Source organism: Mesorhizobium sp. M7D.F.Ca.US.004.03.1.1, assembly GCF_003998635.1.
Lineage (GTDB): Bacteria > Pseudomonadota > Alphaproteobacteria > Rhizobiales > Rhizobiaceae > Mesorhizobium > Mesorhizobium loti.
Map to the genome: position 1 here is coordinate 1 of NZ_RZQG01000181.1, position 8,250 is coordinate 8,250.

Annotated in this window: 10 protein-coding genes; 7 read left to right on the forward strand and 3 right to left on the reverse strand. The window is 64.5% G+C overall.

Features of this window, described 5'->3' with window-relative positions; genetic code table 11:
* The 5 genes from EN935_RS13035 to EN935_RS13055 form a co-directional block, all read left to right on the forward strand.
* Positions 1–509: sugar phosphate isomerase/epimerase (locus tag EN935_RS13035; RefSeq protein WP_164771109.1), on the forward strand; the 509-nt coding region annotated here is incomplete at its 5' end.
* Positions 510–567: 58 nt separating this feature from the next.
* Entirely contained in the window at positions 568–1,737 is a 1,170-nt protein-coding gene (locus EN935_RS13040; protein WP_109658682.1) for a mandelate racemase/muconate lactonizing enzyme family protein, read from the forward strand.
* A 2-nt stretch (positions 1,738–1,739) separates the two neighbouring features.
* Complete coding sequence (locus tag EN935_RS13045) at positions 1,740–2,459, forward strand: FadR/GntR family transcriptional regulator (protein ID WP_027043339.1); 720 nt, start codon at positions 1,740–1,742, stop codon at positions 2,457–2,459.
* Between the two features lie 14 nt (positions 2,460–2,473).
* Entirely contained in the window at positions 2,474–3,454 is a 981-nt protein-coding gene (locus EN935_RS13050) for a hydroxyacid dehydrogenase (protein ID WP_109661109.1), read from the forward strand.
* 42 nt (positions 3,455–3,496) lie between these two features.
* On the forward strand, positions 3,497–3,880 hold the full coding sequence (locus EN935_RS13055) for a hypothetical protein (RefSeq protein WP_109658681.1): 384 nt from the start codon (positions 3,497–3,499) through the stop codon (positions 3,878–3,880).
* A gap of 3 nt (positions 3,881–3,883) precedes the next feature.
* Here the strand turns inward: EN935_RS13055 and EN935_RS13060 are convergent, their stop codons facing one another.
* Positions 3,884–5,194, reverse strand: coding sequence for an amidase (locus tag EN935_RS13060; protein WP_127263337.1), 1,311 nt, complete (start codon positions 5,192–5,194; stop codon positions 3,884–3,886).
* A gap of 105 nt (positions 5,195–5,299) precedes the next feature.
* Between EN935_RS13060 and EN935_RS13065 the strand changes: the two genes are divergently transcribed.
* The gene (locus EN935_RS13065; RefSeq protein WP_127263336.1) at positions 5,300–5,647 is read left to right on the forward strand and encodes a GFA family protein; all 348 of its coding nucleotides are present in this window, start codon (positions 5,300–5,302) and stop codon (positions 5,645–5,647) included.
* A 57-nt stretch (positions 5,648–5,704) separates the two neighbouring features.
* On the opposite strand, the gene EN935_RS13070 is transcribed toward EN935_RS13065, so the two are convergent.
* On the reverse strand, positions 5,705–6,613 hold the full coding sequence (locus EN935_RS13070; protein ID WP_109658678.1) for an SDR family oxidoreductase: 909 nt from the start codon (positions 6,611–6,613) through the stop codon (positions 5,705–5,707).
* A gap of 98 nt (positions 6,614–6,711) precedes the next feature.
* Between EN935_RS13070 and EN935_RS13075 the strand changes: the two genes are divergently transcribed.
* The gene (locus EN935_RS13075; protein ID WP_245468750.1) at positions 6,712–7,290 is read left to right on the forward strand and encodes a TetR/AcrR family transcriptional regulator; all 579 of its coding nucleotides are present in this window, start codon (positions 6,712–6,714) and stop codon (positions 7,288–7,290) included.
* Between the two features lie 50 nt (positions 7,291–7,340).
* Here the strand turns inward: EN935_RS13075 and EN935_RS13080 are convergent.
* Positions 7,341–8,250: MFS transporter (locus EN935_RS13080; RefSeq protein ID WP_164771110.1), on the reverse strand; the 910-nt coding region annotated here is incomplete at its 5' end.

The following is an 8,250-nucleotide window of genomic DNA, read 5'->3' on the forward strand; positions in this document are numbered from 1 at the left end:
GCTTCACCCATGCCAAGAAGGTCGGCGTCAAGATCGCGGTCGAGCCGCTCAACCGCTTCGAGACCTATCTGTTCAATCGCGGCGCCCAGGCCCTGGCGCTGGCTGACGCGGTCAGCCCTGAATGCGGCGTCTGCCTCGATGCCTACCACATCCACATGGAAGAATTTAACGTCTATGACGCGATCCGGCAGGCCGGAAAGCGGCTGTTCGATTTCCACGTCGCCGACAACAACCGTTTCGCCGCCGGCCTTGGCCAGATCGACTGGCCGAGGATCGTCGCCACCTTGCGGGAGATCGGCTACGATGGCGCGCTGACCAACGAGTTCGTCGCGCCCGTCGACCGGACACCGGCTGCACCTTATCCCGACATGGTCGAGCGCAATCCGGTCGACATCTCGCCAGAACAGCTGAAGTTCATCCAGGACCACGGCTCCAGCGTGCTCACGGAAAAGTTCTACACCGACCAGATGCGCATCAACGCTGAAACGTTGCTGCCGCTGATCAAGTAGCCGACTGCTGTTGGGGAATTTGCCCTTCCGCCAGGCGGCGGCAGGGCTGGGGAAGAATATGCGCATCAAGACCGTCCAAGCCTGGTGGGTCCGCATCCCGATCGAAGCCGCTCGGCAACACCGCAGCGACTTCGGTCAGGTGACGACCTTCGACGCCGCCATCCTGCGCATCGAGACCGATGACGGGCTGGTCGGCTGGGGCGAAGGCAAGAACGCCGCCGGCAGCGCCGGCAGCTACGGTGCGCTTGTCCACATGCTGAACCACGAGGTCGGGCCGCAGCTGATCGGCCGCGATCCGGCCGACATCGGCGTCATCTGGGAAATGCTCTACAATGGCGTGCGCCACGACAGCGCCGCGCGCGCCGGCCACGCCATGCCGCAGCTGGCGCGGCGCGGCATGAGCATCGCCGCCATCAGCGCCGTCGACATCGCGTTGTGGGACATCCTCGGCAAATCGCTTGGCGTTCCGGTCTGGCGGCTGCTCGGTGGCCGCAAGCTCGATCGCATGCCGGCCTATGCCTCGGGCGGCTGGGCGGCCGCCGACGCCATCGGCGAGCAGTTGAAGTCCTACATCGCCAAGGGCGGCTTCAAGGCCCTGAAGATGCGGGTTGGCGCCATGGACGGCGCAGCACATGTGTCCGCCACGCGCGTCCGCGCCGCACGGCAGGCGCTCGGCCCCGATGTCGAGTTGATGGTCGATGCGCACGGCACCTATACGGTGGCCGAAGCCAAGCGCTTCATCCACCTAGTCAACGATCTGGATCTCGCCTGGTTCGAGGAGCCTATCATCGCCGACGACAAGCCGGGCATGGCTGAAGTGCGGGCATCAGGCTCCGTTCCGATCGCCACCGGCGAAAGCGAGGCGACACGCTATGCCTTCCGCGACCTTGCTGTGCTGAAAGCGGCTGACATCTTCCAGCCCGATCCCGCCTTCTGCGGTGGCATCAGCGAGGCGATGAAGATCGGCACCATCGCCAGCGCCTTCAATTTGCGCTTTGCGCCGCATCTGTGGGCCGGCGCACCCTGCTTCTTCGCCGGCTTGCATGTCTGTGCCGCCTCGCCGTCTAGTTTTACCGTCGAATATTCGCTCGGCGCCAACCCGATGATCCACGATCTGATCGAAGAGACTGTCGAAGCAAAGGACGGTATGATAGCGATCCCGGAAAAGCCCGGATTGGGATTCACCATTTCTGAGCGATTCCTGGAGGCGCACGCGCAACGCAGTTGACGATGAAAGAAAAGAACCTCCTCGCGGAACTCGCCGCCTATCTGTTCTCCCACTCGGACAGCGAGACCGGCCGCACGCCGTCGGAACGTGAGCTGGCGGAGCATTTCGGCGTCAGCCGCGGCCAGATCCGCGAGGCGTTGGCCATCCTCGAAGCCATGCGCATCGTCGAGCGCCGGGCCAAGTCCGGCATCTATATCGACACCAAGCAGGCCAGTGTCGAAGCGCTGGCATTGTTCGCGCGCGCCGGCCTGCCGCTTGATCCCTTGCAGATCTATGAAACGGTCGAGCTGCGCAAGATCCATGAGATCAAGGCCGCCGAGCTTGCCTGCTCGCGCGCCACCGAGGAGAATTTCGAACGGCTGCGCGAGATCCTCAAGGCATCCGAGGAGCGCATCGCCGCCGGCGAAGGCCTCGCCAAGGAAGACCGCGAGTTTCATCTCGAGATCGTGCGCGCCACCAAGAACAGCGTCTTCCATAACATCTGCAGCGTCTACTATCTGATGGGCGAACAGCGCCTGCCGATCTACTTCAACGATCCCGAACGCAGCGTGCGCTCGCATGCCGAGCACGTGCAGATCTACGAGGCGCTGCTGCGCCGCGACGGCAATCTCGCCCAGGCGCTGATGAGCGCCCATCTGCAAGGGGCGGAGAGCTACTGGAAGGGCCTGATCGAAGGCGGCAAGGCGGTTGCGCCGCCAAGCCCCGCGCTCGAAAAGGCCTGACCGTGGCCCAGACCGTGCCGAAGATTCTGTCGACCCATCCGCTGCACCCGCGCGCTTCAGCCAAGCTGGCCGGCGCTGGTCAACTCGTCATCGCATCGGCGCTCGATCCTGCCACCTTGACCAGAGAGGCCAAAGACGCCGACATCGTCATCGTGCGCGCGCCACTGCCGCCTGCACTGTTCGAAGGGGCTTGGAAGCTGCGGGCAGCGATCCGCCACGGCGCCGGGCTCGACATGATTCCGATGGAAGCAGCCGCTGCGGCCGGCGTGCTGGTGGCCAACGTGCCGGCGGTCAATGCCCGCTCGGTCGCCGAACATGTCATGTTCACCGCACTTGCGCTGCTGCGGCAATTCCGCAGGGTCGACCGCGACCTGCGCGCCAAAGGCTGGCTCGCCGGACGCGAGCACGCCAATTCCAACATCGAACTTGCCGGCAAGACCATCGGCATCGTCGGCCTTGGCGCCGTCGGCCAGGCCGTCGGCCATATCGCGGCGCATGGTTTCGACCTCAAAGTGGTGGCCACGACGCGCAGCATGCAGCCGGCGCCCGAAAAAGTCGGCTTTCTGTCGATCGACGCGCTGGTCGAGCAGAGCGACATCATCGTGCTCTGCTGCCCGCTGACGCCGGAGACGCGCGGCCTGATCAGCCGCGAGCGCATCGCCCGCATGAAGCCCAACGCGCTGCTGATCAACGTGTCGCGCGGGCCGGTCGTCGATGACGACGCGCTGATCGAGGCCTTGCAGAAACGCCGCATCGGCGGTGCAGCACTAGACGTTTTCTCGACGCAACCGCTGCCGTCAAATCATCCCTATTTCAGCTTCGACAACGTCATCATCACCCCGCATATGGCAGGCATTACCGAGGAATCGATGATGCGCATGGGCGTCGGCGCGGCAAGCGAGGCGTTGCTGGTGCTGGCGGGCAAACTGCCGGTCAACCTACGCAACCCCGAAGTGGTCGATCACTACCGCAGGCGGTTTCCTCTCGACATATAGCGCATCGCGGTTTCGCCCCAATTCTCCGCGACGTTGCGAGCCATGTCCGGTCTTCGCCTCGCATTTCTGATTGCCTCGTCCATCTGCGCCTTGCCGGCACTCGCCGCGGCCCAGAGCAGCTATGTCTATTGCGACAACGGACTGCGCTGCTTCAAGGCGCCCTGCCCGTCGAACAGCGCGCTCGACCTTGCCACCGGCACGATCATCAAGGGCGTGTCGATCGACGCCAGCGGATTGCCGCAGGCCGACAAGGCGATAATCGATCAGTCCGACGTGCTTTACAGCGGAAAGATCGTCGTCAGGGGCTCGATCGAGCACCGCACCCAGACCATCACCGGCAACGAGTACAGCCTGCCATGGCTGGTCGCGACCCGCATCATACGGACCGCCAAGGACAGCGAACGCAAGCACTGTTCGTCGCACTGATAGTCAGTTCAGCCCTGGTCCCGCGCCAAGCAGCGCCTCTATTTCAGCCGCAATCCGCAGCAGGCGCCGGTCATACCCGCTGCGCGCCACCAGCATCAATCCGGCCGGCAACGTCGTGCCTTGCATCGGTAGCGAAATCGCACAAAGGTCGAACTGGTTGGCGACCTGCGTGTTGCGCAGCAGCAGGCCTTCAATACGGTCGCGCAGTTCGGCATCTTCAGTCATCGAGACGATGGTCGGCGCTGTCACCGGTGTGGTCGGCAGGGCCAGCACATCGACCGATGCCAGCCGCTCATCCATCGCAGCGACGAGCGCTGTGCGACGGCGCAGCGCCCTGATGTAGATAGGGGTTGGCAACATTGCTGCCCGCGACAAAGGCCCGCTGACGTGCGGGTCGACCGGCACCGGTGCCCCTGTCGCCAGCCAGTCGGCATGCACTTCGGCCCCTTCCATCGCGGCGATCGAACCACGCTTGGTGGCCGCGCGCATGTCGGCAAGCAGATCATCGATCGACAAATCCGCGGTCTGTGCGCCGGCCCGTTCGGCCTTGCCAAGACAGCGCTCAAACGCTGCCACGACCTCACCTTCCGTTTCTTCGAAAAGGACACCGCGCGGAATGCCTATGCGAAGCCCTGCAAGGGCAATCGGCGTCAGCGCGGTCGGCACCTCGCCGGCCATCACGGCGGCGGCGGCGGCACACTGGGCAACGGTTCGGGCAAGCGGACCGATCGAGTCCAGCGTGGCGGACAGTGGGAACGCGCCGGCGAGCGGCACGCGCCGCGCTGTCGGCTTGAAGCCGACAACACCATTGAGTGAAGCCGGAATGCGTATCGAACCGCCGGTGTCGGAACCGATCGATATCTCGCTCGTCCCCTCGCCGACGGAAACGCCGGCGCCCGAGGAAGAGCCGCCCGGAATGCGACTGGCGTCAACGGCATTGCCGGGCGTGCCAAAATGCTGATTGTCGCCGATCGCGGTAAAGGCGAATTCGGTCATGTTGGTCTTGCCGATGATGACCGCGCCGGCCTGCCGCAGCCGGCTGACGACGGCGGCATCGTGCGAGGCGGGCGCGGCGGTCTTGCGCATCAGCGAGCCGGCCGTGGTTGGTTCGCCGGCGACATCGAACAGATCCTTGATCGAGACAATGGTACCGTCGAGCGGCCCGAGCCTCACCCCTGCCCGCTTGCGGGCATCGCTGGCATCAGCCGCCGCTCGCGCGGCTTCGGCATAGAGCTTCGTGAACACGCGCTCTTCACCCGCATGGGCAGCGAGCCGCGCGAGGATGATTTCCAGTCGATCACGGACTGATTGCATTTTCGGTGTCGGACTCCAGACGCCTTGAACGTCCTTGAGGCATGGCTTGCCGAGACTTAACCCGGCGCAAGCAGTTTTGCACCCTGTCGAATGCGAGGAAATCCTATGCTCTACAAAGGCAGCTGCCACTGCGGCAAAGTCGCCTTAGAATTCAAGGCCGAACTGACCGGCGCCGTGCGGTGCAATTGCTCGATATGCTCGCGCAAGGGCGCCCTGCTGTGTGCCATCCCGCACGGGACCTTGCAGGTCCTGGCCTGGGGCGACGATCTCGGCACCTACACATTCGGCAACCATGCCATCGCACACCGGTTCTGCCGGGCCTGCGGCATCCATCCCTTTGCGGAGGATGTCCGTGAAGGCCGTGAACGCAGTGCCTACATCAACATCAACTGCGTGGCCGATCTCGACCCCTCGACCCTGTCGGTCTTCGATTTCGACGGGCGTTCGGCGTGAAGCAATTCCAGAGTGCGCAGCGGTTTTCAGTCCGGAATTGCGCAGGAATCAAATTACCTATCGATAGCCCGTCGCATCGGCGGGCTTGCCGGCATCCTGGACCTCCGGAACGTACCGCCAGGCGTCGGGCCGTGAGCCGTCGAGGTCGGTAAAGCCGTAGACCTGCGCGAGCCCGCCGCTGGACAGCGACTGCCCGTTCCAGCGCGAGCGATCCGCATCCGCCGCCAAAGCCGCAACGGCGCGGCCGACGAAGCGTGGCGTCTCGGAAATGACGAAATGCGGCACCTCAGCGGTGGCGTCGCGCCAATTGTCCTCGCTCACGCCAAAGGCTTCCAGCATCATCTCCGAACGCAGCCAGCCGGGCGTCAGCGACACAGACGTTGCGTCGTATTTTGCGAGATCCTTGGCGTGCGCCCATGCCATGCGCGTCACCGCGACCTTGGCAAGGTCGTAGAAGGGCGACAGCCGGTAGTGGTCGGCATTGTATTCGGCCGTGCCGTCGGTGACTTCGACGAGCAGCCCGCCCGGACGTTCGATCAGCAGCGGCAACGCATGGTGTGCTGTGATGAGATGCGTGTCGATGCCAAGCCGCAGCATGCGCAGACCATTGTCCAGATTGTGGTCCCAGACCGGCTTGTTCCACTCGAACAGCTTTTCGCCACCCCAAATGTCGTTGACCAGTATGTCGAGCCGGCCCTGTTCACTGCGGATGCGCTCAACCAGTCTGCGCACATCATCGGCCACCAGATGGTCGACCTGCACGGCGATGCCCTTGCCTCCGTTCGCCGAGACCAGTTCCGCAGTTTCCTCGATGGTTTCGGGCCGGGCATATTCGGATTGTTGGGCGCGCGTGCTGCGCCCGGTGACATAGACTGTGGCACCGGCAGCGCCGAGTTCGACCGCTATGCCTCGTCCGGCGCCGCGCGTCCCACCGGCGACCAGGGCAACTTTTCCTTGCAACGTCATTGAACTCTCCCAAAAACGCACTCATCGATCAGACACGGGCTGGTCTGTGCTGCTTACATCATATATAAATGATCATTCGGTTATATCAGGATGTCAAGATGACTCGCCCAAAAACCCAGTCCGACGAGCAGGTGCTGGAGACCGCGCACCGGTTGATCCACGAGCATGGTCCGGAAGCACTCACCTTCGAGCGCCTGGCAAAGGCTTGTGGTCTCTCCGGTGCAACGCTGGTGCAGCGCTTCAAGAACAAGGCGCAGCTGAAACAGCGCACCTTGCTGCACGCCTGGGACGGTCTCGACGAGAACACCAGGACGCTGGCAGCCACTGTTCCCAGAACCCCCACCGGCGCGGTCGCGCTGTTGGTGGCGCTGTCGCAAGGCTATGGCGGCATCGAATCCTATGCCGAAGGCCTGCTTGTGCTGCGCGAGGATCTGCGCGATGCGGTGCTCAGGGCGCGCGGTGCCGCCTGGAAGGCGTTCCTGTGCGACGCACTTGCAGCCTGTTTTGCTGAAACGCCCAACCCGCCACGCGACATCGGCCTGCTGATGGCCTCGCATTGGCAAGGCTCGTTGCTGTGGTGGAGCTTTGACCCGGCGATCGAACTGGCCGCCTATGTCGAGGACAGCCTGAACCGCTTCGTCGCTGCCATCACAACGGCGTCGGCCCGAGAACCGTGATGGTTCCCGGGCCGACGCGCAGTGTCAGGGAAGCCTGATTTGCGCCCAGGCTACTTGGCGCGCTTCGGGCCGCGCAGGAACACCACGATGGCCGCCAGCAGCGTCGCCGCGCCGCAATAGGCGAAGGCGCTGGCGACGCCGGCATGGTCGACCAGCAGGCCGCCGAAGACGGCGCCGAGCGCAATCGCCACCTGGAACGTCGCCACCATCAGTCCGCCGGCGCTTTCGGCCTGATCGGGCGCGGCCCGCACCAGCCAGCTCTGCAGCCCGACCGGCACCGCGCCGAAGGCAAAACCCCAGACCGCAACAGCGGCAGCGGCGACCGTGGGTGAAGCGCCGAAAACCAGCATCGAGGCGGCGGCCAGCGCAATCAGCAGGGGTGCCAGCGCAACGGCTGCCTTGAGGCTGCGTTCGGCCAGGATGCCGCCGGCGACATTGCCGAAGAAGCCGCCTATGCCATAGGCCAGCAGCACCAGCGAGATCGTCTCGATGTCGAGCACGGGCACCTTCTCGAGGAAGGGGCGGACATAGGTGAAGCCAGCAAAGTGCCCGGAAGCGACCAGCAGCACGACCAGCAGGGCGACCCTGATCGACGGACGCTCCAGCACGTCGAGCAAGGTGCGGAAGCTAGCCACACCCACCGGCGGCAATTTCGGAATGGCGGCTACCTGCACCAGCAGCGCCAGCGCAGCGACAACTGTCGCGATCATGAACGCGGTGCGCCAGCCCCAGATATCGCCGACATAGGCGCCCACTGGAGCGGCCGTGACGGTCGCCAGTGAAACGCCCGTCAGGATGATCGACATGGCGCGCGGCATCAGCCGCATCGGCACCAGCCGCAACGCCATCGCCGCCGACATCGCCCAGAAGCCGCCGAGTGCAACGCCGAGCACGACGCGGGCCAGCAGAAGCACGGTAAGCGTCGAGGCGAAGGTGGCCAGAAGGTTGGACAGGATCAGG